Genomic DNA, 24,669 nt, shown 5'->3' with positions numbered 1-24,669 from the left:
AGACCAGATGAGACACGAAATAGTCGAAAAGAACCTTGGTCTGATGATCGTGCTGATCGTGCTGACCATTAGTGGTGGTTTCCTTGCAGAAGTAGTGCCCCTGTTCTTCCATAAAGAGGTGAACGAGCCGGTCGAAGGCCTGGAGCCTTTGTCCGCTCTGGAACTGGAAGGCCGGGACATTTACATCCGTGAGGGCTGCCACGTGTGCCATACCCAGCAGATCCGTCCGTTCCGGGCTGAGACTGAGCGTTATGGTCACTACTCCGTTGCGGGCGAGTTCGTTTATGACCGTCCGTTCCTGTGGGGTTCCAAGCGTACCGGGCCGGACCTGGCTCGTGTAGGTGGTCGCTACTCGGATGCCTGGCAGCGCCAGCATCTGTACGATCCACGCAGCGTGGTACCCGAATCCAACATGCCTGCCTTCCCGTGGCTGTTCGAGAATCGTGTTGATCACGGTTCCATTGAGTCCCGGATGAAGACGCTGCAAACGCTTGGCGTGCCATACAGCGACGAGCAGATTGCCAACGCAGCAAATGAGATCGAAGGCAAATTTGAAATCGAAGCGCTGGTCGCATACCTGCAGCAGCTGGGTACTGTGATTTCAGAGAAGCGGTGATCCCATGGATATTAATGAGTTACGCGGCATTCACACGCTGCTGGTAATGGCAGCGTTCTTCGGAATCGTCTGGTGGGCGTACAGCGCCCACCGCAAGAAGGCCAACGACGAGGCAGCACACCTCCCCTTCGATGACGACGAAGTCGAAAAGCGTACTCTCGAACAGGAAAAAACGGAGAAGAAACAATGAGTACCTTCTGGAGCATCTGGGTCAGTGTGATCGTGCTCGGTACCGTTTTCGGCTGCTGGTGGCTCCTCTGGGCCACCCGCAAGAGCCAGACAACCGATACTGAAACCGACCGGACAATGGGCCATTCCTTTGATGGCATTGAGGAATACGATAACCCTCTGCCGAAATGGTGGTTCTACCTGTTCGTAGCAACCTGCATCTTCGCCCTTGGCTACCTGGCTCTGTACCCGGGCCTGGGCAACTTCAAGGGTCTGCTGGGATGGACATCCACCAACCAGTGGGAAGCGGAAGTGGCAGCTGCCGAAGAGAAATATGGCGAAATCTATGCCCAGTTCGGCGACACTGCCATTCCTGAACTGGCGCAGAACGATGACGCCATGAAGATCGGCCAGCGCCTGTTTGCCAACAACTGTTCGGTCTGTCACGGCACCGCCGCTCGCGGCCAGGTGGGCTTCCCCAACCTGACCGACGACGACTGGCTGTGGGGTGGTCAACCAGACCAGATCCTGCACAGCATTGCCCAGGGTCGTAACGGCAATATGCCTGCAAAGGGCGTCATGCCGAATATGACCAATGAGCAGGTCGATCAGGTGGTTAACTACGTGCTGAGCTTCAGTGGACGCGAAGAAGATGCCGAGGCGGCCAAAGCTGGCGCCCAGGTGTTCGCACAGGCCTGCGTTGCCTGTCACGGTCCGGAAGGCAAAGGTATGGAAGCCATGGGTGCGCCCAACCTGACCGACAATGTCTGGCTCTACGGTTCCACCTATGAGTGGATCAAGGAGACCGTGATGAACGGTCGCCAGAACCAGATGCCTGCACAAGGCGGTCGCCTGACCGACGACCAGATTCAGATCCTGGCGGCATACGTTTACAGCCTGTCTAACTGAATCCGACCCGGCCAGGCTCGCCCTGGCCTGGTCTTCTCAACCCTGTATCTGCGCCCGCGGGTACAGGCTTGAGAAGATCAGCTGACCCTCCGAGGCCCGCTCCCAGCTTTACCACTCACCGGGAGGTACCCATGAGCAACGAGATTCCGGTCAAACAGGTTGACCCGAAAGGCGATTCCTCCAATAACAAGAAAAAGCCAGAAACCGTCGACCTGTACGCCAGTCGACAGAAAATCTACGTCAAGGAAGTCAAAGGCTTTTTCCAGCGAATCCGGAATGTCAGCTTGACTCTGCTGATGGGCATGTACTTTCTCTTCGTTTGGCTTACCCTGGACGGGCAGCCCCTGATCCACTTCGACTTGCCTGCACGAGAATTTCACCTGTACGGCGTGACCTTCTTCCCGAAAGATTTCTTCCTGCTATCGGGCATGCTGATCATTTCAGCGTTTGGACTCTTTTTCATCACCACTCTGTTCGGTCGGGTCTGGTGTGGCTATACCTGCCCCCAGACTGTCTGGACCTTTATTTTCATGTGGATCGAGGAAAAGGTTGAGGGCAGCCGCAACAAGCGGATGAAACTGGATAAATCTCCGAACTCCAGGGAGAAACTTGCCAAAAAATCGATCAAACACGCGCTCTGGCTGTTTGTTGCGCTGGCGACTGGCGTCACCTTCGTTGGCTATTTCTACCCTATCCGCGAACTGATCGTTGACCTCTTCACTTTACAGGCCAACGGCTGGGCCTATTTCTGGGTAGCCTTCTTTACCGTCGCCACCTATCTGAACGCCGGCTGGATGCGGGAGCAGGTGTGCCTGTATATGTGCCCGTACGCCCGATTCCAATCCGTGATGTTTGACCCCAACACCCGGGTTGTTTCCTACGACCCCAACCGGGGCGAGCCACGCGGCAGCCGCAAGAAAGGCGTCGAACCCGCCGAAGTTGGCCTGGGTGACTGTATTGATTGCGGCCAGTGTGTTCAGGTCTGCCCCACCGGCATCGATATCCGTGACGGCCTCCAGTACGAGTGTATCGGCTGCGCCCTGTGTATCGACGCCTGCGATGAAGTTATGGAGAAAATGAACTATCCCAAGGGACTGATTCGCTACACCACTGAGAACGAACTGGAGGGTAAAACTTCCAAACTGCTACGGCCGCGTACCTTTGGCTACGGCGCCGTGCTCATACTGATGATCAGCGCGGTGATCTTTACCATTGCCACCCGGGTTCCGGCCAAGATGGATGTACTGCGGGATCGCGGCGCCCTGTTCAGTTTTAACGGCGAAGGGCGGGTGGAAAACTCGTATACCGTCAAGATCCAGAACATGTCAGAAGTACCGCAAACCTTCAGCCTGTCTGTGGACGGCCTTGAAGACATGCGTATTCTGACAGACACCATGGTAACGGTGAGTAGTGGCGAGAACCTCTCCTTGCCCACGGTTGTTGATGTGCCACCGGAAGCGCTGGTGGATACCAATAACGACATTCGTTTCTACGCCGAGTCCCAACCGGATTCATTGATTAAACTTGAAACTGAAAGCCGGTTTGTTGGTCCAAGGCCCCGCTAACAAGAGGGCCCGACAACCGGCTCTGAAGCCATAAACCGAGACAAGACCGTAATGACTGATAACGCAACACCTGCCCCCTGGTATCGCCAGCCGTGGTTCTGGTTCCTGACCATTTTCCCGCTGGCGTCGATCATGTGGGGAATCACTGCCCTGACAGTATCGTCCAGCATGGACAACTCGCTGGTAACCGACGACTACTCCAAACAGGGCCGTGGCATCAATATGTCCATTGCCCGTGATGAAAAGGCGGCCGATCTGAAGATGGCGGGTACGCTGAGCCTGAATGGTCGTTCTGCAACACTGGATCTGAGCACCGTGAATGGTGCCGCCGATTACCCGTATCTGGTGTTCAACCTGTATCACCCGACATTGTCTGGTCAGGATAAAACCATCCAGTTTACCCAGGTTGCTCCTGGTCAGTACCGGGGCCAGCTCCTTGAGGATGTCAGTGGTCGCTGGTACTACGACCTTCAGGGTCCAGACAATGACTGGCGGGTAAAGGGTGAGGTAAGGCTCCCTTCCTCCACCCCTATACGCATTAACGCAGAAGGCGACGCCCAAGGGTGACCACCCTGAACTGCTTCCATTGCGGAGAACCAGCGGATGGCGACCCCCCGATCACCCTGGAACTGCAGGGACAGCAAAGGCATTTTTGTTGCCAGGGTTGCAAGGCTGTGTGTCAGACCATCCACCAGGAGGGTCTGACCGGTTTCTATGAGTTTCGCACTGAACCCGCCGTTACGCCAAGAGAGCTGACCCGGTCAGAACTCGATCGTATCCGGGAACTGGATCACCCCCTGGTTCAGCAAGCCTTTGTGGCACCAGTCAAGGCTGGCCAGGAGGCACAGCTGCTGATCGGCGGTATTACCTGCGCCGCCTGCATCTGGCTGCTTGAGAATCACATGAAGCAGCAGCCAGGCGTGCAGAGCTTTACCGTAAACCACACCACACAGCGGGCTCGCCTGGTCTGGGCATCGGACAAGGCACGTCTCAGCGACCTTCTGATTGCCATCCACGAACTTGGCTACACCGCCCGCCCCTATCAGGCAGACGAAGCCGAACAGGCGCTCAAGGCAGAGCACCGCTCGATGCTCATTCGTCTGGCGGTGGCCGGGATCGGTTCCTTCCAGAGCATGATGCTGGCCTTTCCCCTGTACTTTGAGCTGGTCAGTGATCTTTCCACAGATTTTGTGGATTTTTTCCGCTGGTTCAGTCTGCTGGTTGCCACGCCGGTGGTGTTCTACAGTGCTCGCCCATTCTTTACCAATGCCCGCCGGGACCTGCTCTCCCGTCATCTGACCATGGACGTACCGGTGGCCATCGCCATCGGGCTTGCCTATGGCGCAAGCGCCTGGATCACGTTGATCGGCGGCGAGGAAGTGTATTTTGAATCCGTATGTATGTTCACCTTCTTCCTGCTGCTGGGCAGATACATTGAAGTTCAGGCTCGCTATCGCGCCGGGCTGAGCGGCAATGCCCTTGCGGGCTTCCAGCCTTCTGTCGCGGCGCGGGTCCTGAACGGTGAGGCAGAAATCATCGCCATTCACCAGGTACAACCGGGTGATGTGATCCGGGTTCGACCAGGGGAAACGCTACCTGTGGATGGCGAAATCGTCTCGGGGGAGTCTACCCTGAACGAAGCCGCTCTCACCGGTGAATACCTTCCAGAAACCCGCAAGCCGGGCGACACCGTTCATGCCGGCAGCGTAAATGGGGAAAATCCGCTCGACATCCGCGTCACCCATGCCGGGGCCCAGACCCGGCTGTCCGGCATCTTGCGAGTTCTGGATCGCGTACAGTCCGAAAAGCCGCCGGTGGCCCGAATGGCCGATCGCATTGCGGGCAAGTTCGTTGGCCGCGTTCTGATACTGGCACCAGTGGTCTGGGCAGGCTGGTGGCTGGCCGGCGCCGACAACGCCTTCGATATCACGCTTTCCGTACTGGTGGTTACCTGCCCCTGCGCCCTGTCGCTGGCTACGCCAACGGCGATCACATCTGCCACGGTGCGCCTGAGAAAGCTTGGTTTCCTGCCTACTCGCGGTCACACCCTGGAATCCATGAACACCATCGATACCGTGGTGTTTGATAAAACCGGGACTCTGACCCGGGGAGAACTCAGCCTGACCGATCAATCGGTGTTCGGCAGTCTGGATCAGGACACCTGCATCCGGATCGCCGCAGGGCTGGAGAAGCATTCAGAACATCCGATTGCCAGGGTATTCCACGAGCAGCCCTCGCTAACCGTCAGCCAGGTGAGTAACCACCTGGGCGGTGGCTTGTCCGGGCTTTACCATGGCCGGGCGGTCTACATCGGGCACAAAGCCTTTGTCGCCGAGCACACGTCGGCAATTGCGCCAGAAGGTGAAGACGCCCAAGGCATGGAAATCTGGCTCGCGACAGACAAGGAATGGCTGGCACGCTTCCGGCTGGATGACAAGATACGGGAAGACGCGTCACAAGCCTTGCAGGCGTTACGGAAATCCGGAATCGAGACCTTGCTGCTTAGTGGGGATCGCTCCGGCCACGTGCAGCAGGTGGCTCATGCACTGGGCATTGACCGAGCCATTGGTGAAGCCTCACCGGAGCAGAAACTGGAAGTACTGGAACAGCTTCGCGCGGACGGGCACCGGGTGATGATGGTGGGTGACGGACTGAATGACCTGCCCTCCATGGCCGGAGCCGGTATTTCAGTGGCTATGGGTACAGCGGCAGACCTGACTCAACTGAAAGCCGACGCGGTGCTACTTAACGGCCAGTTGAATTCCCTGGTCGCCGCGATTGAAACCAGCAAGCAAACCCGGAAAATCATCCGCCAGAATATGATCTGGGCGTTCGGCTACAATGTCTGCGCCCTGCCCCTGGCCGCAGCCGGCCTGGTGCCCCCCTGGCTTGCTGCCATCGGCATGTCCCTGAGCTCACTGATCGTTGTGCTGAACGCCTTACGACTCAGCCGGTCCAACAAGGGCACACCGCCCCCGGAGGCCACCCTTGGCGCACCAGAAGCAGCCTGATACCTTGGGCCATACACTTATGAACAGGAGGTTATCGTGCAGATTGTCATGATACTGGTTCCGCTTATGCTCATCCTGGTGGCGCTGGGCGTCCTTCTGTTTTCCTGGGCCGTCAAGAACGGGCAGTACGATGACATGGACGGCCCCGCTCATCGCATTCTCTACGACGATGACAAGGATATGATTCCCAGAGAAGCCCGCCGTAACGAGTCGAAACCTGACGACCAGAAAGACGACGCAGAGCAAACCGATACCGATACCGACAAGGGCTGACAGGATAGCGGATGCAGCCTGAACTCTATCTGAGCTACCCCAGTGCCTTCCTGATAGGACTGCTCGGTAGTACCCATTGTCTGGGCATGTGTGGCGGCATCAGCGCCTCGCTGTCCATGGCATTGCCGGTAGGCCGGGGCTTCCGCTTTCGGCAGACCCTGCTCTTGCTGGCATTCAATTTTGGCAGGATTGCCAGCTACGCCCTGATCGCAACCCTGATTGCCCTGCTCAGCACCAGTGCCGCCAGCCAGTGGCATGGTGCCGGATTGGCTCTGATGACCCTGGCGGGATTGCTGCTGATCATGATGGGGTTATCCATGGGGCAATGGTGGCAGGGTATTCGCTACATCGAACGGGTCGGGGCGCCGGCATGGCGCTTCCTGTCGCCGCTTACCCGCAAGTTCCTGCCGGTTCACAATGGCGGCCAGGCCCTTGCTCTCGGTGCCTTGTGGGGATGGCTGCCCTGCGGCCTTGTTTACAGCACACTGGGATGGGCGGCGCTCCAACCAACCGTCAGCAGCGCCGCTCTCACGATGATGTTCTTCGGACTGGGAACCCTGCCGTCGATGTTGGCGACGGGCTTCGCCGCCAACTGGATAAGAGGCCTGAAAAGCAACCAGAGCTTCCGCAAGCTCAGTGGCCTGCTGTTAATCCTGTTTGGCCTCTGGACGCTGCCTTTCCAGGCCCTGCTGAATCACTGACGATCAGAGATTCAGTACATCCAGCCGGCCAAAATCCTGCTGGGGCTCCGCGGTTTGAACGGCCTGACGCTTGCCGCCAAGACGCCGCCCCTCCCTGAAGTCATATAATTCCGGATCGGCCAGGTGCGACGGCTCGACATTGCAAAGGGCCCGGAACATGGTTTCCAGACGGCCAGGATGCTGTTTGTCCCAGGTCTGGAACATTTCCTTGATGACCTGTCGCTGAAGGTTTTCCTGGGAGCCGCAGAGATTGCAGGGAATGATCGGAAATTCCCGAAGTGACGCGTAGCGGGCAATATCCTTCTCCCTGGCATAGGCCAGAGGACGAATAACCGTATTGCGGCCATCGTCGCTGTGGAGCACCGGTGGCATGGATTTGAGTTTGCCGCCGTAGAACATGTTGAGGAACAGGGTTTCCAGCAAATCATCCCGGTGATGGCCCAGGGCAATCTTGGTTACACCATGCTCCTCGGCGAAATTGTAGAGAATGCCCCGCCTCAGGCGTGAACACAGTCCGCAAGTGGTCTTCCCTTCAGGCACTTTTTCCTTAACAATACTGTAGGTGTCTTTCTCGATGATGTGATACTCGATACCCATCGACTCAAGATAGTCCGGCAGGACATGCTCGGGGAAACCCGGTTGTTTCTGGTCCAGGTTCACGGCAATCAGTTCGAAACGCACTGGCGCACTCTTCTGCAGATTGAGCAGAATATCGAGCATGGCGTAGGAGTCTTTGCCGCCGGACAGACAGCACATCACCTTGTCTCCGGCTTCAATCATCGAGAAATCAGCAATCGCCTGCCCAACTTCACGGCGCAGACGTTTCTGCAATTTGTTAAGCTCCAGTTTCTGGCGACGTTCGTAATCAGAAGCCGGTGTCTTCTCAGGGCTGGCAGTCATTGCTTCGGGCATTCGTTTTCACGCTCACAAGGTAAGTGAGCGGGCAATTATACGCGCCACAAACCATCAGGGACAGGATAGCAACATGGATATGTTGAAATTGACTTCACCACAAGCCACGGGCAAGCGCGCGCTCAACCGTATCCGAAATCGTCACGCCATTCTTAGGGCGGCCAGAGACTGTTTTCAGGAACACGGTTACGACAACACCACCATTCGGGACATTGTCCGCAGAACCGGTCTCGCCGCCGGCACCTTCTACAACTACTTTTCCAGCAAACAGGATATCTTCGCGGCCCTGCTCAGCGATTTCCTGACCTCGCTCAACAACGACATGAGCAAGCAGCGACAATCTGCATCCTCAACCCAGGAATTTGTCTACCGTGCCTATCTGGCGCTCTACAGTGCCACCGCGAAAGATCCGGTGGTGTATGAACTGGCCCATCAGAATCAGCGCGCCCTGAGAAACCTGTTCGGCTCAGATATTCTGGGCCTGACCATGCTGTCCCTTGAGGAAGACGTTCGCAACGCCATGACCCGTGGGCTGCTGCCGGCAGTCGATGCGGACTATCTTTGCGCCGCGTTTTTTGGCGTGGCCTACGACACCAGCATGCTGGTGGCCAGGCGGGCACACCAGAAGCCGGAACTCGCCCAGGACGAAGCCAGAACAGCGGCTGAGTTTTCCACCCAGCTGTTTCTGGGCGGCTTCCCGGCCCTGACCAGGCTTTCAAGCGAAGGCTGACTGGCATACCATGATGGCCATGACCATCTCCGCAGATAACCAGATACTCGATGACTCACCCGAAGCCCGTGGTGAAGAGCGCAGCTGGCTACAGCAACAGGTGCAGCACCTGTTGGTTGCCGTGGAGCACGAGCTGCGGGCCGCAGGCCCGGCCGGGCTATCCGAGCTGGAGCTAATTCGGGCCTTGCAGGGCGAGCGCTGGAGCCTGATTGGCACCGTCGACTTTCACGAGCCCGATCGGCTGTACCCGGTGCACTTCCTGCTGTTCCACGTACTCTACCGTCTGCGCGATCAGATTGCCCTGGAGGGCGAGAGCCTGAATATCTCTCCGCTTCGGCTCAGTATCGGGCAAATGGTGACGCGCACCGAATCAACGGCACTGCCGGATTCTACCGATGCCCTGCGTGAGTTCTATCTGGATCTGTCACAGTACTTTCTCTCCGAAGCCGCCATTCAGGAAATGATGGACAACTTCTGGGCCGGCAACACCCTGTCCCGGCCCGAGCACTCGGAAGCCGCCGAGGCGGCCAGGACGCTGGGTTTCGATGAATTACCGGGGCAGTTCGCTACCGTCAAGAAGCGCTTCCGAAAACTCGTGATGCGTGCGCACCCGGACCGGGGCGGTGATACCGGAGAAATCCAACAACTGAATCAGGCCTTCTCGGTTCTGAAAGCCCATTACGCCTAAATCATCCTACGAGATCCCGTGTGTCAGGAAACAAGACCATGCTTCGAATAAACAAACTGATTGCGTATCCCCTGATCAGTGCCCTGTTGCTGGCCGGAACACAGGCTCAGGCCGACCTGGTGGTTCTGCAGTATCACCACGTGGATGACAGTACACCTCCGGCGACCAGCACGTCCCGATCATTGTTTGAGGCGCAAATGAACATGATCCGGGATCTTGACCTTGACGTGGTGCCGCTGGAAGCCGGCACCAGGGCGGCACTGGCCGGCGAACACCCTGACACCAATGAAGTGGCCATTACTTTCGATGATGCCTATGAATCCGTCCATACCTTTGCTGCGCCGTTACTGGACAGGCTCGGGCTTCCATACACTGTCTTCGTCAATACTGACGCAGTGGGCGCCAAGGGTTACATGACCTGGAAGCAACTCCGCACAATGGCAGACAACGAGCTGGCAACCATCGCCAATCACAGTACGGATCACGCTCACCTGGCACGCAGACGGGGTGAACCCGAAGAGGCATGGGAAAACCGGATTACCAGCAGCCTGGACGAGGCTCAGCAAGAGCTGAAGAACCGTCTTGGCGTGGAGGAACCTCTGTTCGCCTATCCCTACGGCGAATTCGATCAAGCCCTGGAACAGAAGCTCAGCGAGAGAGGCTGGCTTGGATACGGGCAACAATCGGGAGCTATCGGACAATACTCAGGTAAAACCCGTCTGCCCCGTTTCCCCATGGCCAATGCCTACGGCCAATTGGGCAGTCTGAAAGACAAACTGATGAGCAAGGCTTTTCCGGTACCGGCCAAAGACCTGCCCGACGGGGTGTTCGAGCAGAATCCGCCGCGTTTGAGGTTTACGCCCACCGATGCCATCAGCCCCTCCCGGCTTACCTGTTTCGCGTCCGGACTCGGTCGAATCAATTTTGAAGTGGTGGGAGATAGCATAGAGGTGCAGGCACCCAAAGCCATCAACAGCCGTCGGTTCCGATACAACTGTACCCATCCGGCGGGTAACGGCAGCTTCTACTGGCTGTCCCAGCAGTGGTTGAATCTGGACGCACCGGAAGACTGATGGTCGCCATCACTCCTCAAATGTCGTGATGCCAATTTCTCCGGTTTCAACGTGTGGAATCGCTTTGGGCGTGTCGCCCGCTTCCGTCACCGTTTGCCCAGCCAGGTCTTCCGGGCGGGTGAATACCACCAGCCAGCGCTCGCCCTGGCCGGGAAACGCCGGCACCCAGCTTTCCAGATACCCGCGACGACGCCAGTTTTCCGGTTCGTAGTTCATAACCAGGTCCGTCACTACCCGCACGGGCTGAAAGTCCTTGTCGAGAAATGCCAGGCTTGGTACCAGCACGCCATTGTGGGCGTAGGAACGCAGCCGCATCACAAACCCGGGGACAAAGGTACTGGATGGTAGGGCAATCAGCCGATAGGGCGAATCACCCGTGCTGAAACGGTGGCGGGGCGTGTCTTCCTCAAAATCAACACCAAACTCACGGCCTTCCTGCCACTGCAGGAAATCCCGGGCAGGCAGGGTCTGGCAACAGCTTTCGGCAAATACCCGGAAAAACGAATCCGTTTCCTCAATCCCCAGTATGGCAAAGGCGTCGGGATCATGGCCCTCAACCGGCGTATGGTCATCTACAGTGACCGGCAGGTATACGCTGGCATCGCTGAGCATGACCGGCGCCTGATCCGCCTGTTTCTGCTCTTCGGTTCGCATATCCGGGGTGTAATAGCTGACACGGACAATGCCGTCGGCATCACGCCATGTGAAATAGGGTTGCCGCTGGCCAGGCCGGATAAACCCTTTTTTCGCCAGCTCCTCACCATCCGGATAATTCTCGGTGGTGTATTCGAGGTTTTCTTCCAGCTTTGCGGCGGCGCCCCGGTCGCTGCCAGAGGCCGACCGATAAGCCTCAGACCCGGTGGCTTCGCCTGAGATGGCGACGGACTTGGCATCCGGCTCACCTGGGGTAACGTCTTCGCGCTGGGCGTCGGGAATCCGGGAATAACGCACCCTGCCCTGCTCATCCACCCAGGAAAAGTAGCCTTCCCGCTCGGCAACGCCGCTGCTTCCGGTCTGGCAACCTGCCAGCAACGCGAGCGCAAACACACCGACCGCCAGTCCGCTGTATCGACCAAGTCCCATCACAGCCCCCCTGTCAGGATCAGAATTTGGTTCGGAAGCTCAAGCCTGCCATCACCACCCGCAGGGAAGTCTTGATGGTGAGGTCGGCATAGGGGTTATAGATGATGTTGGTGATGTTGTCGCAGTTCACGTTGCAACTGGTGTCGGCCGGAATGGTCTCAATCGATTGCAGATACGACAGGTTCATATCAATTTCCGTGTCCTTATCCCACTTGTACCCCATGCCAATACTGTACAGGTTCGCGCCCCCGAATGGCGCCATAATCGAGCGCTGGTCGTCCGGAATAACCGAGTCCCGGATTTCCACCCCAGCCCGCAGATCCAGACGAGATGATGCATGGAACTCCACACCAAAAGCCCAGTTCCACTGGCTCTTGAAACCCAACGGCAGGCGCAGGGTATCCGAGGTGGCATTGTCCGGCGACAGAATGCGTGCCGCGTTCAGGAACTCGAGGTTACGATCAAACTGGAAATTGAAGGCATCCCACTGGGCAAAATCCGTCCAGCCCACATCCGCGTTCACGGTCAGCTTGGGATGAACATCCACGCTTATACCGGTCTGAAAATGTTGTGGGTAAACCAGATCCATGCTGACATTGCCCGCCTCCCGCGGTGCACCTGAGGGCAGGCTCAGAATGGCCGATGATATGGCGCCCAGAATAGAGCCATTCACACTCTGCCAGAATCCGGACCAGTCATCGGTGTACTGTATCTCGAACTGCCCCTTGAGGTTCATGTCGGCTTCTGAGGTATAACTGGCCCCCCAGCGGAACCAGTCCGTCGGCTCCCACATAACGCCCAGGGCGTAGGTGGGTGAGATGGTTTCCTGCAGATTCAGGCTCATGGCCCCGATATCGTCCCAGGGGCCGACATTACCGCCGCACAACGCAAGCCAGGGCTGCAGGGGCTCGTCACCGCTTTCACAGTTAAAGGCATCCTGCAGAACCTCTGCCACCCCCATCAGCAGGTTTGGCGCCCGCATGTACTGGTCCGCTGCGAAGCCGAAATGCGAGAGATGAATGCCCGCGCCCACAGACCATTCATCATTGATCTCATACCCGACGGTGGGAGACAGGTAGGTGGTCCGCTGGAGGGTGGCCGCCTGGGGCTGGTAGCGACCGGGGTCGTTTTTATCCCGGTAGAAGCCTGCGGCCATCGGCAGATAAAAAGCGTTGGCGAACGTCAGCTTCGAACCCGGCGGCTTGATACTGATACCCGCTGATGGTGCAACGGCAGGGCCAGGGGGCATACGAAGAATGCCGTAACCCGGCACATAGAGAGCTACGTTGTTGGTATGACTACTGCTGTTCGCAATCGGGTCGCGTTGCTTTCCGGTTAAAGGGTCAGTTTCGAGCCCGCTGATTCCGAATATCTCGTAGTCTTCATCTGCGTAGAAGTCGGCGTCAATATCCAGATAGATGCTGAGGAGGTTCACCTCAAGCTGGCGCCCGTCGAGTTTGGTCAGGCCCGCTGGATTGTAGTGAATGGCCATCAGTCCCGGGGGATCTGCTGTAACGGCGTTACCCAGTGCCAGCGCCTTCGGGTGTATCGTCAGGTTCTGCGTCATCTGTGCCTGGGCCCCGCAGGATACGCCCGCGACCATAGCGGCGGCCAGAAGATGTCGCTTGTGACTAGCTTGTCCCATGAAATCCTTCCCCTTCCCTTGAAACGTCCTCGACTTCAATCACTCTTTGAGGCCAGAGAAATTGATGGGCAGGGATACACCCAGGGAGAAGTCCGGCGCGTCCTCCGTCAAACCGATCCCGAGGCTGGTATTCACAATGGTCATATCGCTGAGACGCGTGCCCAGCGACATACTGAGGAAGCCAGTCATCTGGTCCTGGGCCACGGCCTGGTCACCGTTGGAGAAGGTCAGCACCGTCTCGTCGCTGTAGCTGAGCTGGCCAGACACACTGAGAGAGATGTCATAGGAAAGGGAGTAGGCAAAACCCAGAGAACCGGACAAGCCGAACCCTGGTTCCACCTCCTGTAGCAGCCGGGCGCCCCGAACCTGTTCCAGACCGTCGACAGTGAGGTTGTAGGTTGCGCTGACCGAGCCAAAGACCACCACCGGATCCAGTACCTTCGACATACTCAGGCCACCGCCCACGGAGTAATAGCCACTGCCGGTGGACAACTGCTCGTTGATGTCAATTTCGTAGGGACTGACGCCGGTTTTACTGTTCAGGGTGCCAAAGAAGGTGGTCGACATCTTGCCAGGCACATAGGCAAACGGCTGCCAACGTCCGGTGAAGGAGATGTCGCCGAAGTCGTAAACGTTCAGCTCGTCCTGGGTGTCGTACTTCACCACCAGTGGAACACGGGTGCCGATCGTCAGGTTATCCAGTAACCCGTAATCGTAGGAAAAGGCATTTGTGAAGTTATGGGTGGCCGATGGAACAACGTCCAGATTACGCACCGAGCCGTTCGATATCGCCAGATCCAGCCGTTGGTCGCCGGTATAGGAATAATCGAACGAATAGTTCAGGGAGTGGGTGCCCTTCTTCTGCAGTGAGTAGTTCTTTTCGGCAGCCTGGAACACTTCCTCCAGCTGTTTGGTAGAATCCTCATCCCCTTCCTGACGCGCCAGTGCCTCCCGCGCCTGATCCACATTCCCTTCCTGAGCCATGGCCATGCCCGGAAGCAGCCCAGCCGCGGAAACAAGGATAAAACCTCGCACAAACCAACGATTCATCCTGACTCCCTACTTTTATTTGTTTTATTCCTGCCCGATCAAACAACCGGGAAAATTAATGACGACGGTAATGGAGCTGTTTGCGGGTATTTTCCACGCTACCGTCCGGATTATTCTTCTGGCGTTCCAGCAAGTTCTGAATGCGTCTCTCCGTTGACTCGTGGAACGCTGGAATCTGCTGCATGGCCAGCAGAGTCATTGTCTGGTCATCCACAAAGCGCAGGTCTTCCTCTTTCAACTCAAGGTTATCCAGGGGTTTGTCGCTGCCCGGGAAGACAATGAACAGTACGTTGTCGTCCCACTTCTCCTGAAACTGCGCCACGGTGAAGGAAATATTGCCAACCGCCGGGTCTGCAAGGTAAACACGCCCGTCCCGGATGGTTCTCAGCACCACAAAGTGCTTGAATCCGGCGTGATCAATGGGAACGATTGCCGGATGGTCCAACTCCATCAGGTCCTCGATTTCTGCCTTGAAACCGCCAGAGGGATAGCCAAGGGCTGTGACCAGCCGCTTCATATCAAGCATGGAGAAAGCGCGGCGCTCAACGATGCGCTCGCTCTCACCGTAGTGCAGCAAACCTTCCATCACCTGGCGTTCGGTCAGAGAACGGCCAACATAGAAGTTGAGCACCGTGGTCAGGGCTGCGCTGCCGCAACTGTAGTCGTACGCCTGACGAACGATATTGCGGAATTTCTGCTCCACCAGGGGTTCGACCCGGGTGTCCCATCGAAGCTCGACAGGGCTGGCATCAACCTTCTGCTCCAGAACAATCGTGCCACGATCGAATGGCTCGACCTCGGTGGCTTCCTGCACCATGGTGAACGTGAGAATGGATCCGGCCAGCACCAGCAGCATTTTGGAAAGTCCCTGTTTTTATTAGACGTGCAACTTATCGGGTTACATGTTGTTACCGTACGATACCGAAATCGCAACTGGCTTAAAGATAACTGTGCCTCAAATCTGTCGCTGCAGAAGGGGCCTCCGGGAACCGGTATGAGAACTGGTTCAAGACCGGAGGCAAAGCCATGAAGTGGCGGGGAGCATCAGAGCGAGAACACCAGCCCCAGCAACCCGTAAGTGATGAGAGTGACGACCACAATGCCCATCAGATTCAGGGCAAAACCCGCTTTGATCATGTCCGAAATCTGCATATGACCGCTGGAGAAGACAATCGCGTTAGGCGGCGTGGCCACCGGCATCATGAAGGCGCAGCTGGCTGCAATCGCGGCAGGAACCGTCAGGAGCAACGGAGACACGTCCTGCGCCATGGCCAGAGCTCCCAGCAATGGCAGGAAGGCGGCGGCAGTGGCGGTATTGCTGGTCACTTCGGTCAGGAAAATAATCACTGAGGCCACTATCACCATCATGACGATGGTTGGCAATACACCAGCCACGCCCAGACTGCCGGCGATCCATTCCGCAAGACCGGAGCTGCTGATTACCCCCGCCATCGCCAGGCCACCGCCGAAGAGCAACAGTACTCCCCAGGGCAATTTGTTGGCGGAATCCCAATCCAGCACAAACGTGCCTTGACGGGTATCTACCGGGATAAGGAACATGGCGATCGCTGCCGCGATTGCGATGCCGGTATCACTCAACCAGGGCATCAGACTGGCAGACAACAGCGGGCGAAAAATCCACGCCGTTGCCGTGATGACAAATACCACGGCCACCAAACGCTCTCCCCGGCTCATGACTCCGAGTTTGGCCAGTTCATCCCGAATCATCTGGCCGCTGTCCGATGCCTGACCAATCCCGAAATCCCTCCGGGTCAGCCACCACCAGGTCAGCACCAGCATTACCAGAGTGACCGGAACCCCCAGCACCATCCACTGGGCAAAGCCCACCGAGATGCCCTGGTTTTCACTCAGATAGGCCGCCAGCAAAGCATTGGGCGGGGTCCCGATCAGCGTCGCAATACCACCAATGCTTGCGGAGTAGGCGATGGCCAAAAGCAGCGCTGTTGCATATTTCCGAACACCCTCCGGGTTCGAGTTGTCCATCATCGCTACCACGGACAAGCCAATGGGCAGCATCATGATAGCGGTTGCGGTATTACTCACCCACATGCTCAAAAAAGCCGTCGCCAGCATGAAGCCGGCAATCTGTCGCTTGGGCTGATCGCCCATGGCTTTGAGCGTCAGCAAGGCAATACGCCGATGAAGATTCCATCGCTGCATCGCCAGGCCCAGGGTAAACCCACCGAGAAACAGGAAGATGATCGGATTGGCATAGGGCGCCGTTGCCTGCCCGATAGTGCCAAGCCCAAGCGCGGGTACCAGCACGATCGGTAAAAGGGCTGTGGCCGGAATCGGTATCGCTTCGGTGGACCACCAGGTGGCCATCAGCAGCATGAGCCCCAGCGCCGCCCAGGCCTCCGCCCCCATGGAGCCTGGCGCAGGCAGGGCCAGCGTTGCCAGGAGGAACGCCACCCCCAGGATCAGACCAGTTACCTGACTCTTCGGCAGCCCGGAACGGGTTCCGTCGTTGCGTTGCACTTCAGCCATTGTTCATCCTGTTCTTTTGCATCCAGGTTGTCAGTCTGACGCGCAATCTACACAAACCGTGGTATACGGCAATACCTGAAGCCGCCTGGGATCGATGTCGTTACCACACTGCTCGCATTCGTTGCCGACGCCCTGGTCTATCCGCTCCAGGGCGTGATCAATCTGCTGGAGTTCCGATCGCGTTTCCGCTTCCAGGGAATCCACTACCTCATCGTTCTGGGTCTGGCTCGCCTGCTCTTCGAAATCCTTTTCCAGTGCCCCCGCTTCCCTGCGCTGATGCGCCTGGTAGCGGGACAGCCTGGCTTCAAGGTCTGCTTTCAGGGTTTCCAGCTCGGATTTTCGGTTTGCCATCGGATGTCTCCCGGATCTATCTGTTATCGAATTAACTATAGACTAGGAGATAGGGTGAAAGCCGGTTTGACGCCTGTCAAAATCATGTCATCGAAGCTGAGCTAAACTACCTGTTCCGACAATCACTACAAAGGAGTTGTAACGAATGAATCAGGATATGATCAACAAGGCCAACCGCCTCAACGAAACCCTTTTCACCCAGTTCAGCAAGGCCGCCGAAATGCAGATGAATGCGTTTCGTCGTTATGCCGATGTCGCCATGGACCAGGCTCGAAAAGTCGCCGAAGTTCGCGATCTGGATGGGTTGAAGCAACTGACCACCGACCAGGCAGAGACCCTCAAATCCCTCAGTGACCAGTTCACCCAGGACTGGAAAGCCTGGCAGGATTACTTCAGCGAAACCCGTGACCAGATACAGAAAGCCTTTGAACAGGATTCGAGCGAACCTGCCAAAGAGAAGGCACCAACCGCCAAGGCCAGCGGTTCCAAATCTGCAGCCTGAAAGGCAGGACCAAAACCGGTCGGAATGGTATCCATTCCGGCCGTTTTTTATTCAGCGGCAGGAGAGCCCTATGTTCGGTCTGGATTTCGTGAGCAAAACCGCCACTAATCTGGTGAAAACCTTCGAGGACAACGTCCGCCAGGGCCAGCAACAGCTGGAAAAATGGCTCGGCGACACCGGGATGATGGAGGACACCAAACTCTCGACGCTGAGCGAAATCTCGGACGCCTATCGAACCATGGCCGAAGATCTGCTGCTGCACCCGCTCCGGTTCGCCAGTGCAGAAATCGATCTTGCCCGCAAACATCTGGGGCTGGCTCGCTACACCCTGACCAGACTCACCGGCAAACCGATGGAACCGGTCGCCGAACCGGACCCGGACGACCGGCGCTTCCTAGCGGAGGACTGGCACCGGCATCTGTCGTTTGATGTGCTCCAGCAGGCCTATCTGATCAACTCCCGCGCCTTCCTGAACTGGGTTGAAGGTATGGAGGGGCTCCCCGGCCCGAGTCGCGACCAGATGCTGTTCTACGCCCGCCAGTTGACGAGCGCGCTTTCACCTTCCAACTACCCGCTGACCAATCCGGAAGTCCTCAGGATAACCTGGGAGCGAAAGGGCATGAATCTGGTGGATGGGGCCCGCAACCTGGTAGACGATATCCGGCAGAACCCGAATCTGTTCAACGTCGCCATGACCGACCGTTCGGCCTTCGAGGTGGGCGGCAACCTGGCAACAACGCCCGGCAAAGTGGTGTACCAGAATGAACTGATGCAATTGATCCAGTACTCGCCAACAACTGAAACCGTGGCCCGGCGCCCGCTTCTGATCGTCCCCCCCTGGATCAACAAGTTCTATATTCTCGACCTCACCGAACGCAATTCCTTCATTCGCTGGCTGGTAGACCAGGGCCAGACGGTGTTTATGGTTTCCTGGCGGAATCCCGGGCCAGCCCAGAAAAACCGGGGCTGGGACGACTACATGACGTTGGGCCCGCTGGCTGCCATTGATGCTGTAACTGAAGCGACCGGCGAGCAACAGATGAATGCCATCGGCTACTGCATTGGCGGCACCCTGCTCGGAACCACGATGGCCTGGTTGGCAAAAAAACAACGTAACCCGATCGTCAGCACCACCTATCTGACAACCCTGCTGGATTTTTCAGACCCCGGCGGCATCGGCGTCTTCATTAACGATCACTCAATCCGCGGTATCGAACGAACCATGGAGCGCAAAGGCTACCTGGATGGCCGGGCCATGGCCTTTACCTTCAATCTGCTGCGGGAAAACGATCTGTTCTGGTCCTACTGGACCAACAACTACCTCAAAGGCCTGAAACCCAAAGCCTTCGACCTGCTGTACTGGAATACCGACGGCACCAACCTCCCCGCCAGAATGCACAGCTACTACCTTCGGGAAATGTACCTGCATAACCGACTGGTGCAGCCGGATGCCCTCACGATTGCGGGTGAAAGCATTGATCTTTCCGCCATCAGGGTACCTTCCTTCTTCCTTTCCGCCCGCCAGGACCATATCGCTAAATGGAAAACGACTTATCGGGGCGCCGGGGTTTACGGCGGCGATGTGCGATTCGTTCTGTCCGGTTCCGGCCATATTGCCGGGGTCATTAATCCCCCTTACAAGGAAAAATACGGGTACTGGACCAATAACCAATTGCCAGGCTCGCCGGATGACTGGTTTGATAGCGCAGAACATCACCCTGGATCCTGGTGGCCACACTGGCGTGAATGGCTGGTGACATTCGAGGGAGAGCAAGTTCAGCCCCGTCAGCCCGGGGAAGGCCCGCTTGAGGCGATTGAGGACGCGCCTGGAAGCTACGTAAAAGTTAAGGCATCGGAAGCCGGGGGTTGATAGACTTCAATATAAATGAGCGAGGGTTCACTTTTACCGAATTCTTCGCAACAGACCGACCAAGAATAACAGGAGTGCCCATGGGGCAGCCGCTTCCGATATCACGCATTATGCACACGGGCGTCCTGCTTCAGTGTGAGCTGGACACAACCATTGCCGATGCGGCTGCCCGGATGTCCGAAACCTCGGTCAGTTCCATTTTGATTACCGATGGCGGAACGGTTGTTGGTATCTGGACAGAACATGACGCCCTGGCGATCGACTTTACAGATCCCGAAACATTCCAACAGCCGGTAAGTACAGTGATGAGCTCACCTGTGCTGTCCTTACCCGAGACACTCGATGCCGGTGAAGCCGCGGTTCGTTTACGCGATACCGGAAAACGCCATTTTCTGGTGACTAACAGTAGCGGCAAACCGGTCGGGATCCTTTCCCAGACCGACCTGGCCCTCAACCAGGGCCTGGAACCCTACTTGCGACTGCGGGAAGTGAGGGCGGCCGTACCGCGCCCGCCACTGGTGGTTCGGGGCGACCAGTCTCTGGCGGAAGTGGCCAGTTACATGCATCGCCATCATGCCGATGCGGTGGTGGTCGATTGCGACGAAGAAGGTTTGGGGATTCTGACCGAGCGGGATATGGTCCGGTTTATTGCACGCCACACCAGCAACACCCTGGTCAATGAATTGGCGACCCGGCCTCTGCTCACCGTAAACGAAGAAGACCCGCTGATTCACGCCCGCGATCTGCTGATAGATCATCGCATCCGCCATCTTGCCGTGGTCAATCAGCTTGGAGAGGTTACCGGCCTGATCGGTTATCACGACATGCTGACCGGCGCTGAGCAAATGTATCTGGACGATCTTCGCGAAGCCCTCGAACAAAGGGATCAGGCCCTGGCCAAATCGAGGCGAACCCTGCAACTGGCGGAGCGGGTCATTGAATCGTCTTTTGAAGGCATAATGGTGACCGACAAAGACGTCTGCATTGAATTCGTCAACCCGGCATTCACCCAACTGACCGGTTATACCGCCGAAGAGGTCATCGGTCGGTCACCGGATCTGCTCTCATCCGGGCGCCACGACAGCGAGTTCTACCGGCGCATGTGGAATTCCCTGGAAACCCACGGCTACTGGCGCGGAGAAATCTGGAATCGCCGAAAAACCGGTGAGCTTTATCTGGAACTTCTGACCATCACCGCAATCACCGACGATGACGGCAATACCACACATTACGCGGGCCTGTTCACGGATATCACGCAAAATCGCAGGAACGAGGAACAGATCCGACAGCTAGCCTACTACGATGCCCTCACCGGTGTGCCGAACCGACGATTGCTGGAAGACCGGCTGGAGCACGCCATTCGCCATGCCCATCGCAAGGAAATGCTGCTTGCAGTGATGTTTATGGATCTGGACCGTTTCAAGGAAGTGAACGACACCCTGGGCCATGCGGTGGGGGATGACCTGTTGCTTAAGTTCACTACCAGGGTAAAAGACTGCCTGCGGGAAGACGACACACTCGCCCGACTTGGAGGCGACGAGTTTATTGTGCTGCTACCGGAGATGGAACGGCTATCCGACGTGTTTGCCGTGGCCGACAGGCTGATTGAAGCAAACAAACGGCCCTATCAGATCAACGGCAACCAGATAAACGTGGGTTCAAGCATTGGCATCAGCCTGTATCCGGAAGACGGTACCACCGTTCAGGAACTGATCAACGGCGCCGACATCGCCATGTATCGTGCCAAGCGGGAGGGGCGAAACCGCTACAAGCTGTTTGCGCCCCACACTGTCGAAAGCGCCTGATCAGGAGCGATCCTTCACCACCCCTGAACCGGAGCCAACCGTCAGCTCGACAACAGCTCGATCGGATAACGAATGGTGGTCTTGTCGACTCCTGGTCGTGCTCCAAAGTCTACCAACCGCAACCGGTTGCAGATCTTGTTCTCAAGTGCCGGTTCGTTGAGTGTTGACTCCACAACCGAGCAACTGGACACCGCACCATTCGGCTCGATAACCAGTTCGGGCGTGATACTGCCCTGCAGCGAGGGTTTTCGGCGCAGCTCGCGATTGTAGATGCTGTAAATGGCGGACTTGTTGGCATCCATGGTACGGCGCAACTCCTCCCGGCTACGCGATTTCGAGGCAGTTTCCTGCTGCTCCCTGCGCACCGTCTCTTTTACCGCAGCCACACGTTCCGCCTCGGCCACCTCCGCGCGCTCCCGTTCTGCCAGGGCAAGCTCACGGGTTTCCCGGCTCAAAGCGGTTTCATTCACACCACTACTGCGGGTGTTTTCGGTAGCACGGGAAGCCAGGGTATCACCGGTCTTCCTGGCGATCGGCTCGGCCGTATTGGTAACCGGACTATCCAGTTTGACCGATTCTGCCAGCGAACTGATCTTCGACAGCTCCTTGCCCATGGCAAGAATCCCGGTGTTTTTCGCCTTTTCCCGAGCCTTGGCCACTTCTTCCGGTTTGGGCTCTGGTTCCGGTTTTTCAGCCACTTCCGGTTCTGGAACAACCGGCGCTGGAGCGGGTTCGGGTTTTGGCTCAGGCTTCGCCTGCTCCACCGGCTTTTCCTCAGGCTTTGGCGGCTCGGGCTCTGGCAATATCGGCTTGGGTGGCTCCTTTTTCTCAACAATCAGCTTCGCCAACTGAGGCGGCAAGGCTTCCTGTTCCTGCCGATCCTGTTCCGGCAACTCAACCCAACTCACATAGCCCGCGAAAATCAGAAACAGGGGCACCACGACAACCGCGGCTGCAAACAGTCTCTTGCGCTCTCCCCTCTCCTGATTCCAGGGCAATCCGTAGCGATAATCCATTAGCTTCAGGCCCCCTGTTCCGTGCGCTGATTAACCGCCAGGGAAATGCTGGCATAACCGGCGTCCACACAGGTGGACATGATTTTCTTGAGCAGCTCGTAAGGAAGTTCCCGGTCCGCAAGAATGGTAATGGGGCGACCTGCCTCCGGTGCTGGCGCCGACGAACGACTGGCCTGGTAGTCGAGCTCCTGCTTCAGCGATGGCTCAACCTGCCCCTCGAAGGTCTGGAACGCGTCGCGTTTCACCACCAGCCGGCCGTTCACCAGGATATCCCGGTCGGTCACGGTTAGTGCCAGTACATCACCCGGGGGTTGTTGGGCAGTCGAATCGGGCAATTTGATGGTGTTGTTCTGGTTGAGTACCTGTACGTCAGACGAAGAGTTCACCATCAGGAAGAACACGAGGATGGTAAAAATATCCATCAGCGACACCAGGTTCATTTTTCCCTGGCTTTTGTTGCGCCGGTAATGCCGTTTCAGACGACGGGCTTTCGCGGATTCTTTCATGAACTTACCTCCGCGGTGCCCGAGGTCTGGGCAGGTGCATCTCCGAGGGAGATTTCGGGGAACAATTCGGCCTCGACAACACTGCCAGCCACTACGGCTTCATAGGAGCGCACCGTATCCATCACGGAAACCAGAGACTGATAAGAGGTCTGCCGGGACGGCATGATGATCACATCCTTTTTGTCCGGCACCCGACTCTTGATCTCTTTCATGACATCCTTGAGCAGAGCAAAATCATACTCGCCCTCACGCCGGGGTATGTCCTTGATGACGCCGCCCTGGTTATCTGCAACAACCAGCCGATCTTCATAGATCACAACCTGGATCTGCAGTTCTTCAGCCTGCTCTGCCGACAGGCTCTCGCCGGTCGGAAAGTTGAGTTCCAGAACGCTGGTGTGGGCGAACACCATGTTCAGCAGCAGTACCGGCACCAGCACAATCATGAGGTTCATGAAGGGCGTGATGTCGAGATCGGCCTCACTCTGTAGGCGACGATGTTTCCGTCTCATGGCCTGACATCCTTCTGGCTGGTTATCAGGCCGGGCTACCGGCCGGAGTCGCTACCTGTGCCGGCGCGGCGGCATTCTGACCCTGTGGTTGAACCGCGGCTTTGCTGCCTGAGCCATCGCTGAGAAGGTTCAGCACCTTGATGCCGGCCATCTCGAAGCTGTCAACAATCTCGTTGGTCTTGGTCTGAAGCAGCGAATGGATCAGCAGCATCGGAATGGCGGACATCAGGCCGAAGGCGGTGGTGTTCATGGCAACCGAGATACTCTGGGACAACAGGCTCGCTTTCTGGGCCGGATCCGCTGCGGCTACTGCGGTAAAGGCGGCAATCAGACCGATAATGGTACCAAGCAGGCCCAGCAGCGTGGCGATGTTCGCCAGTGTTGCCAGGTACTGTGTGCGCTTTTCCAGCCGAGGCATAACATCCAGCAACCCCTCTTCCATGGCGTATTCGATCTCTTCGCGACCCTGGCGGCGGGCCAGGCGCTGAAGGCCGAAACCGATCATGGTGGACATGGCACTACCGGACTCCTGAGTGTAATTCAGGGCGCCCCTCAGATCGCGCTTTGCAATCATCTGGTGCAGGCGGTTGAAATCCCGACGGTTGGTCAGTTTCTGGGCGGAAAGGTAGACGTAACGTTCAATGGCAACAATGAGTCCGATGATCAGCACAACGGCGATCGGAAACATAAAAAAGCCACCTTCCTGGAAGAAGCGAACGGCGGTATCGATCATTTTCTGGGCACTCCATGGTCCGTTTTCAGATCAGTCTATTCGCGAGCTCGCCCGGACAGGGTAAGTTCGCGCAAGTCTGTGTGAGGGTTTGTTTATTTTTGCGCAAGAACACAGAGCAGATGTGAGGAATGTCTCACTCCGACGATTCATCTGCCGGTTGTGTCTGTTTCAGGAATTCGTTGTGGTATTGCACCAGCCTCTGGAATTCATATCGTTCCAGCGGCGCAATCCCCTGATTAACCATGAGCCGCTCGTCTGGCGCCCGAAGTTGTTCATTTTCCGGTGGTTGCCAGGGCACCAGATACATGACCGTGGGCACTTCCTGGTCGCCACGAATGCGGGTACCTTCGATGGTTACCACACCCGGGGTGTCCTGGGCGTAAAGCATGGGCGCCGCAGCTATCAGAGCGGAAGCGGCCAGAATAATCGGCGCAAGATGTTTCAT

Annotated in this window: 26 protein-coding genes; 14 read left to right on the top strand and 12 right to left on the bottom strand. The window is 57.2% G+C overall.

Annotated elements, in window-relative coordinates; all coding sequences use genetic code 11:
* The first annotated feature begins 7 nt into the window (after nucleotides 1-7).
* The 8 genes from ccoO to MARHY_RS07250 all read left to right on the top strand — a co-directional run bounded on the left by ccoO (nucleotide 8) and on the right by MARHY_RS07250 (nucleotide 7,243).
* Nucleotides 8-616 carry a cytochrome-c oxidase, cbb3-type subunit II gene (gene ccoO, locus MARHY_RS07285; RefSeq protein ID WP_011785265.1) on the top strand — a complete coding sequence of 203 codons (609 nt, stop codon included), beginning with the start codon at nucleotides 8-10 and terminating at the stop codon, nucleotides 614-616.
* 4 nt (nucleotides 617-620) lie between these two features.
* A complete protein-coding gene (locus tag MARHY_RS07280) occupies nucleotides 621-806 on the top strand; it encodes a CcoQ/FixQ family Cbb3-type cytochrome c oxidase assembly chaperone (protein ID WP_011785266.1) in 186 nt (61 codons plus the stop codon).
* On the top strand, nucleotides 803-1,693 hold the full coding sequence (ccoP, locus tag MARHY_RS07275; RefSeq protein ID WP_011785267.1) for a cytochrome-c oxidase, cbb3-type subunit III: 891 nt from the start codon (nucleotides 803-805) through the stop codon (nucleotides 1,691-1,693). The genes MARHY_RS07280 and ccoP overlap by 4 nt, the downstream gene beginning before the upstream one ends.
* A gap of 131 nt (nucleotides 1,694-1,824) precedes the next feature.
* Nucleotides 1,825-3,258: a cytochrome c oxidase accessory protein CcoG gene (gene ccoG / locus MARHY_RS07270; protein WP_014421199.1), complete on the top strand. Its 1,434-nt coding sequence runs from the start codon at nucleotides 1,825-1,827 to the stop codon at nucleotides 3,256-3,258.
* Nucleotides 3,259-3,309: 51 nt separating this feature from the next.
* Complete coding sequence (locus MARHY_RS07265) at nucleotides 3,310-3,825, top strand: FixH family protein (RefSeq protein WP_014421197.1); 516 nt, start codon at nucleotides 3,310-3,312, stop codon at nucleotides 3,823-3,825.
* On the top strand, nucleotides 3,822-6,269 hold the full coding sequence (locus tag MARHY_RS07260) for a heavy metal translocating P-type ATPase (protein ID WP_014421196.1): 2,448 nt from the start codon (nucleotides 3,822-3,824) through the stop codon (nucleotides 6,267-6,269). Before MARHY_RS07265 ends, MARHY_RS07260 begins: the two co-directional genes overlap by 4 nt.
* Nucleotides 6,270-6,305: 36 nt before the next feature.
* Nucleotides 6,306-6,542 (top strand): cbb3-type cytochrome oxidase assembly protein CcoS, encoded by a 237-nt coding sequence (ccoS, locus tag MARHY_RS07255; RefSeq protein ID WP_014421195.1) that lies wholly within the window; start codon nucleotides 6,306-6,308, stop codon nucleotides 6,540-6,542.
* Nucleotides 6,543-6,553: 11 nt separating this feature from the next.
* On the top strand, nucleotides 6,554-7,243 hold the full coding sequence (locus tag MARHY_RS07250; protein WP_011785272.1) for a sulfite exporter TauE/SafE family protein: 690 nt from the start codon (nucleotides 6,554-6,556) through the stop codon (nucleotides 7,241-7,243).
* A 3-nt stretch (nucleotides 7,244-7,246) separates the two neighbouring features.
* Here the strand turns inward: MARHY_RS07250 and ttcA are convergent, their stop codons facing one another.
* Complete coding sequence (gene ttcA / locus MARHY_RS07245) at nucleotides 7,247-8,155, bottom strand: tRNA 2-thiocytidine(32) synthetase TtcA (RefSeq protein WP_011785273.1); 909 nt, start codon at nucleotides 8,153-8,155, stop codon at nucleotides 7,247-7,249.
* A gap of 73 nt (nucleotides 8,156-8,228) precedes the next feature.
* Here ttcA and MARHY_RS07240 point away from each other — a divergent pair, with 73 nt between their 5' ends.
* Genes MARHY_RS07240 through MARHY_RS07230 form a run of 3 tightly spaced genes read left to right on the top strand, consistent with a single transcriptional unit; the run spans nucleotide 8,229 to nucleotide 10,646 of the window.
* On the top strand, nucleotides 8,229-8,885 hold the full coding sequence (locus MARHY_RS07240; RefSeq protein WP_014421194.1) for a TetR/AcrR family transcriptional regulator: 657 nt from the start codon (nucleotides 8,229-8,231) through the stop codon (nucleotides 8,883-8,885).
* Nucleotides 8,886-8,904: 19 nt separating this feature from the next.
* Nucleotides 8,905-9,573 (top strand): DNA-J related domain-containing protein, encoded by a 669-nt coding sequence (locus MARHY_RS07235; protein ID WP_227499484.1) that lies wholly within the window; start codon nucleotides 8,905-8,907, stop codon nucleotides 9,571-9,573.
* 38 nt (nucleotides 9,574-9,611) lie between these two features.
* On the top strand, nucleotides 9,612-10,646 hold the full coding sequence (locus tag MARHY_RS07230) for a polysaccharide deacetylase family protein (protein WP_014421192.1): 1,035 nt from the start codon (nucleotides 9,612-9,614) through the stop codon (nucleotides 10,644-10,646).
* A 9-nt stretch (nucleotides 10,647-10,655) separates the two neighbouring features.
* Here the strand turns inward: MARHY_RS07230 and MARHY_RS07225 are convergent, their stop codons facing one another.
* The 6 genes from MARHY_RS07225 to MARHY_RS07200 form a co-directional block, all read right to left on the bottom strand.
* A complete protein-coding gene (locus MARHY_RS07225; protein WP_014421191.1) occupies nucleotides 10,656-11,729 on the bottom strand; it encodes a MalM family protein in 1,074 nt (357 codons plus the stop codon).
* Nucleotides 11,730-11,748: 19 nt separating this feature from the next.
* Nucleotides 11,749-13,374 carry an OmpP1/FadL family transporter gene (locus MARHY_RS07220; protein WP_014421190.1) on the bottom strand — a complete coding sequence of 542 codons (1,626 nt, stop codon included), beginning with the start codon at nucleotides 13,372-13,374 and terminating at the stop codon, nucleotides 11,749-11,751.
* 39 nt (nucleotides 13,375-13,413) lie between these two features.
* Nucleotides 13,414-14,424, bottom strand: a complete 1,011-nt coding sequence (locus MARHY_RS07215) for a hypothetical protein (RefSeq protein ID WP_011785279.1) — start codon at nucleotides 14,422-14,424, stop codon at nucleotides 13,414-13,416.
* Nucleotides 14,425-14,479: 55 nt separating this feature from the next.
* The gene (locus MARHY_RS07210) at nucleotides 14,480-15,280 is read right to left on the bottom strand and encodes a C39 family peptidase (protein ID WP_011785280.1); all 801 of its coding nucleotides are present in this window, start codon (nucleotides 15,278-15,280) and stop codon (nucleotides 14,480-14,482) included.
* Between the two features lie 188 nt (nucleotides 15,281-15,468).
* Entirely contained in the window at nucleotides 15,469-16,932 is a 1,464-nt protein-coding gene (locus tag MARHY_RS07205; RefSeq protein ID WP_014421189.1) for an SLC13 family permease, read from the bottom strand.
* A gap of 30 nt (nucleotides 16,933-16,962) precedes the next feature.
* Nucleotides 16,963-17,283: a TraR/DksA family transcriptional regulator gene (locus MARHY_RS07200; protein WP_014421188.1), complete on the bottom strand. Its 321-nt coding sequence runs from the start codon at nucleotides 17,281-17,283 to the stop codon at nucleotides 16,963-16,965.
* Between the two features lie 145 nt (nucleotides 17,284-17,428).
* Between MARHY_RS07200 and MARHY_RS07195 the strand changes: the two genes are divergently transcribed.
* From MARHY_RS07195 to MARHY_RS07185, 3 genes are all read left to right on the top strand, one after another.
* Nucleotides 17,429-17,785, top strand: coding sequence for a phasin family protein (locus MARHY_RS07195; RefSeq protein WP_014421187.1), 357 nt, complete (start codon nucleotides 17,429-17,431; stop codon nucleotides 17,783-17,785).
* Nucleotides 17,786-17,855: 70 nt separating this feature from the next.
* Nucleotides 17,856-19,655 (top strand): PHA/PHB synthase family protein, encoded by a 1,800-nt coding sequence (locus tag MARHY_RS07190; protein WP_014421186.1) that lies wholly within the window; start codon nucleotides 17,856-17,858, stop codon nucleotides 19,653-19,655.
* Between the two features lie 80 nt (nucleotides 19,656-19,735).
* Nucleotides 19,736-21,460: a diguanylate cyclase domain-containing protein gene (locus tag MARHY_RS07185; RefSeq protein ID WP_014421185.1), complete on the top strand. Its 1,725-nt coding sequence runs from the start codon at nucleotides 19,736-19,738 to the stop codon at nucleotides 21,458-21,460.
* A 41-nt stretch (nucleotides 21,461-21,501) separates the two neighbouring features.
* On the opposite strand, the gene MARHY_RS07180 is transcribed toward MARHY_RS07185, so the two are convergent.
* The 5 genes from MARHY_RS07180 to MARHY_RS07160 all read right to left on the bottom strand — a co-directional run bounded on the left by MARHY_RS07180 (nucleotide 21,502) and on the right by MARHY_RS07160 (nucleotide 24,669).
* Nucleotides 21,502-22,476: an AgmX/PglI C-terminal domain-containing protein gene (locus MARHY_RS07180; protein ID WP_014421184.1), complete on the bottom strand. Its 975-nt coding sequence runs from the start codon at nucleotides 22,474-22,476 to the stop codon at nucleotides 21,502-21,504.
* Between the two features lie 5 nt (nucleotides 22,477-22,481).
* Nucleotides 22,482-22,982 carry an ExbD/TolR family protein gene (locus tag MARHY_RS07175; protein ID WP_014421183.1) on the bottom strand — a complete coding sequence of 167 codons (501 nt, stop codon included), beginning with the start codon at nucleotides 22,980-22,982 and terminating at the stop codon, nucleotides 22,482-22,484.
* A complete protein-coding gene (locus MARHY_RS07170; protein ID WP_014421182.1) occupies nucleotides 22,979-23,491 on the bottom strand; it encodes an ExbD/TolR family protein in 513 nt (170 codons plus the stop codon). The genes MARHY_RS07175 and MARHY_RS07170 overlap by 4 nt, the downstream gene beginning before the upstream one ends.
* A 25-nt stretch (nucleotides 23,492-23,516) precedes the next feature.
* A complete protein-coding gene (locus MARHY_RS07165) occupies nucleotides 23,517-24,224 on the bottom strand; it encodes a MotA/TolQ/ExbB proton channel family protein (protein ID WP_014421181.1) in 708 nt (235 codons plus the stop codon).
* Nucleotides 24,225-24,357: 133 nt separating this feature from the next.
* Nucleotides 24,358-24,669: a hypothetical protein gene (locus MARHY_RS07160; protein WP_014421180.1), complete on the bottom strand. Its 312-nt coding sequence runs from the start codon at nucleotides 24,667-24,669 to the stop codon at nucleotides 24,358-24,360.

The organism is Marinobacter nauticus ATCC 49840 (assembly GCF_000284615.1).
GTDB classification, from domain to species: Bacteria; Pseudomonadota; Gammaproteobacteria; order Pseudomonadales; family Oleiphilaceae; genus Marinobacter; species Marinobacter nauticus.
The sequence above is the reverse complement of the archived record's forward strand: the minus strand, read 5'-3'. Positions and strand labels throughout refer to the sequence as shown.

Bases quoted from the DNA above. Each gene is read 5' to 3' on its own strand.
- MARHY_RS07160 (WP_014421180.1), bottom strand. From the start codon at position 24,669: ATGAAACATCTTGCGCCGATTATTCTGGCCGCTTCCGCTCTGATAGCT.
- MARHY_RS07205 (WP_014421189.1), bottom strand. From the start codon at position 16,932: ATGGCTGAAGTGCAACGCAACGACGGAACCCGTTCCGGGCTGCCGAAG.
- ttcA (WP_011785273.1), bottom strand. From the start codon at position 8,155: ATGCCCGAAGCAATGACTGCCAGCCCTGAGAAGACACCGGCTTCTGAT.
- MARHY_RS07225 (WP_014421191.1), bottom strand. From the start codon at position 11,729: ATGGGACTTGGTCGATACAGCGGACTGGCGGTCGGTGTGTTTGCGCTC.
- MARHY_RS07170 (WP_014421182.1), bottom strand. From the start codon at position 23,491: ATGAGACGGAAACATCGTCGCCTACAGAGTGAGGCCGATCTCGACATC.
- MARHY_RS07185 (WP_014421185.1), top strand. From the start codon at position 19,736: ATGGGGCAGCCGCTTCCGATATCACGCATTATGCACACGGGCGTCCTG.
- ccoO (WP_011785265.1), top strand. From the start codon at position 8: ATGAGACACGAAATAGTCGAAAAGAACCTTGGTCTGATGATCGTGCTG.
- MARHY_RS07180 (WP_014421184.1), bottom strand. From the start codon at position 22,476: ATGGATTATCGCTACGGATTGCCCTGGAATCAGGAGAGGGGAGAGCGC.
- MARHY_RS07190 (WP_014421186.1), top strand. From the start codon at position 17,856: ATGTTCGGTCTGGATTTCGTGAGCAAAACCGCCACTAATCTGGTGAAA.
- ccoP (WP_011785267.1), top strand. From the start codon at position 803: ATGAGTACCTTCTGGAGCATCTGGGTCAGTGTGATCGTGCTCGGTACC.
- MARHY_RS07250 (WP_011785272.1), top strand. From the start codon at position 6,554: ATGCAGCCTGAACTCTATCTGAGCTACCCCAGTGCCTTCCTGATAGGA.
- MARHY_RS07175 (WP_014421183.1), bottom strand. From the start codon at position 22,982: ATGAAAGAATCCGCGAAAGCCCGTCGTCTGAAACGGCATTACCGGCGC.
- MARHY_RS07220 (WP_014421190.1), bottom strand. From the start codon at position 13,374: ATGGGACAAGCTAGTCACAAGCGACATCTTCTGGCCGCCGCTATGGTC.
- MARHY_RS07230 (WP_014421192.1), top strand. From the start codon at position 9,612: ATGCTTCGAATAAACAAACTGATTGCGTATCCCCTGATCAGTGCCCTG.
- MARHY_RS07265 (WP_014421197.1), top strand. From the start codon at position 3,310: ATGACTGATAACGCAACACCTGCCCCCTGGTATCGCCAGCCGTGGTTC.
- MARHY_RS07235 (WP_227499484.1), top strand. From the start codon at position 8,905: ATGACCATCTCCGCAGATAACCAGATACTCGATGACTCACCCGAAGCC.
- MARHY_RS07200 (WP_014421188.1), bottom strand. From the start codon at position 17,283: ATGGCAAACCGAAAATCCGAGCTGGAAACCCTGAAAGCAGACCTTGAA.
- MARHY_RS07165 (WP_014421181.1), bottom strand. From the start codon at position 24,224: ATGATCGATACCGCCGTTCGCTTCTTCCAGGAAGGTGGCTTTTTTATG.
- MARHY_RS07215 (WP_011785279.1), bottom strand. From the start codon at position 14,424: ATGAATCGTTGGTTTGTGCGAGGTTTTATCCTTGTTTCCGCGGCTGGG.
- MARHY_RS07195 (WP_014421187.1), top strand. From the start codon at position 17,429: ATGAATCAGGATATGATCAACAAGGCCAACCGCCTCAACGAAACCCTT.
- MARHY_RS07240 (WP_014421194.1), top strand. From the start codon at position 8,229: ATGGATATGTTGAAATTGACTTCACCACAAGCCACGGGCAAGCGCGCG.
- MARHY_RS07210 (WP_011785280.1), bottom strand. From the start codon at position 15,280: ATGCTGCTGGTGCTGGCCGGATCCATTCTCACGTTCACCATGGTGCAG.
- MARHY_RS07280 (WP_011785266.1), top strand. From the start codon at position 621: ATGGATATTAATGAGTTACGCGGCATTCACACGCTGCTGGTAATGGCA.
- ccoG (WP_014421199.1), top strand. From the start codon at position 1,825: ATGAGCAACGAGATTCCGGTCAAACAGGTTGACCCGAAAGGCGATTCC.